The organism is Vibrio sp. 10N.222.46.A1, from assembly GCF_041473595.1.
Taxonomy (GTDB): domain Bacteria; phylum Pseudomonadota; class Gammaproteobacteria; order Enterobacterales; family Vibrionaceae; genus Vibrio; species Vibrio tasmaniensis_A.
This window is the reverse complement of sequence record NZ_JBFRSN010000430.1, coordinates 1-2,235: the sequence shown is the minus strand read 5'-3', so window position 1 is coordinate 2,235 and position 2,235 is coordinate 1. Positions and strand designations below refer to the sequence as shown.

General features: G+C 43.4%; 2 protein-coding genes. One reads left to right on the top strand and one right to left on the bottom strand.

Annotated elements, in window-relative coordinates:
* On the top strand, window positions 1-415 hold a 415-nt coding region (locus AB4496_RS13345), incomplete at its 5' end, for a polysaccharide lyase family 7 protein (RefSeq protein WP_372131126.1).
* A 257-nt stretch (window positions 416-672) separates the two neighbouring features.
* Here the strand turns inward: AB4496_RS13345 and AB4496_RS13340 are convergent.
* A complete protein-coding gene (locus AB4496_RS13340) occupies window positions 673-2,040 on the bottom strand; it encodes an MATE family efflux transporter (RefSeq protein WP_102257325.1) in 1,368 nt (455 codons plus the stop codon).
* Between the last annotated feature and the right edge of the window lie 195 nt (window positions 2,041-2,235).

Genomic DNA, 2,235 nt, shown 5'->3' with positions numbered 1-2,235 from the left:
ACGTAACCTAGAGAAAAAAGATCCTAACCGTGCCGATATCGCTTATCCAGTGTGGGGTAACACGTGGGAAAACCCTGCAGAGCCGGGTGAAGCGGGTATTGCTCTTGGTGAAGAGTTTAGCTACAAAGTGGAAGTGAAAGGCACCATGATGTACCTAACGTTTGAAACCGAGCGTCACGATACCGTTAAGTATGAAATCGACCTGAGTAAGGGCATCGATGAACTTGATTCACCAACGGGCTATGCTGAAGATGATTTTTACTACAAAGCGGGCGCATACGGCCAATGTAGCGTGAGCGATTCTCACCCTGTATGGGGGCCTGGTTGTGGCGGTACTGGCGATTTCGCTGTCGATAAAAAGAATGGCGATTACAACAGTGTGACTTTCTCAGCGCTTAAGTTGAACGGTAAATAGCACATAGCATAACCAATAGGCTAGCTAGACGCAGTCCTTAAGGAATATTTTCGAAGACCACTTAACCGAATGTTGAGTGGTCTTTTTGTTTTATATGAGTTTTAGATGACCTTGGTATTAATGTGACCTTGGTATCAATGAGGGTGTGCTGAAGCCTACCAATGAAAGGTACAGCTAAAACAATACAACCTTGTCAAAAGACAAGGTTGTATTCAGAAAGCGTAGGAAGATTTTAGGACGGCAACTCGATACGGAGTTTAGTCATACATCAACTCTTTGGCTTTGTCGGCATCGAACTCTTTAAGAGACTTTCGAGCCAAATGACGGAATGGAAAAGCTTTAACGACTTCTTCGAATGGTTGGATAGCGAATGCCCAAAAGATAGAACCGTCTAATCCAAAGATGATCAATGCACACAATGGAATTGAAATTACCCATTGACCAGTAAAGTTGATTTTGAAGACTGCGGTCGTTTTTCCTAGTGCTCTTAATACATTCCCATGAACCGTGTTGTAGCCACGGACAATCGGCAAGAAGATGTAGAGTGGGGCGATAACGGCCAATGCTTGATAGGTAGACTCATCCAAGTTCGGGTAAATGTCACCAATAACCAGACTTAATCCTGCGAACAAGATTGCACACACAAAAGAAATGACGACCGCAATATCAATACTGGTATCGACGTTTTTGACTAGGTCATCCATCTTTTTAGAGCCAATCGCTTGGCTGATAGTAATTGCGGAAGAGTGAGCCCAAGCAGTAATAAATTGAGAGACAGCCCTGATCCAAGGCATCACCAAAGTAATCGCAACATACGCGTTGATGTTAAGTTGCGAATACAGTAACTGATAAATCGTTGCGCCAATCAATAGCATGGTTACATTTGCTGCGACAGGGAATATCTCGATAAAGTGACGACGAACGTTTGTCATGAACTCAGATCGCAGGGCGTCTAATTTGAGTGAAATTGCCGAGCTCAAATACACGCAAAGAACCAGATACACAAGGCGAAGGGTGATAGCAATAACACTGCCTAGCGCGGCGCCTTGAACACCAATACCTTCGAAATTTGAAAAGCCGTGAATGAGTCCATAAGAAAGTACAGCGTTGATCGGCAATTCAATCAAATACCCTTTAAACGGTATTTTGGTTCTTCCTAATGCATTAAATAGGGCGATAATTACTTGCGTTAATGCTGTGAAAATGACGAGATACTTTGAGATATCAAGGTAGTGGCTGATTTCTAAGTAAAGGGCTTTATCGTCGGTTAAAGCTTGAATTAAAGGCTGTTCTAAAAAGGTGAGCAGAAACCAAAATATTGTCGCGATACCTAAGTTGATGAACAGACCTGCCCAAAACGCTTTGGATAATGAAGCGGTAATGCCAGAACCCACGGCGCGACTCAATACTAGCTGAGTGCCGTTTGCCAGCGCCATTTGAATACCGAGTACAAAGGCAACCATAGTGGTCGCAATTCCCATGGCAGCCAAAGGTATTTCACCAAGAGGAGAAACCAGCAGCGTATCGATCATCAACATCGACTGCATCAATATACCGTTTAGGGCTAGGGGCCAGGCGAGAGAGAAATTTTTCCTTACATACGATTGTGTAGACACAAACAACACCTTATGTGTGTAACCGTAAGTTTTCTCTGAGAGGACCCGAGTTCAACATTTAAAGATGAAACACTACGGTAATGGATGGTTAAAAATGGGCGCTAAAACTTACTGACTCGTGTATTGGGATACACGAGTCAGTCTGGTCAATCTTGGTTATGCGATTGCTAATTCAACCCTAGACAGCTTTTGGTTTTCATCATC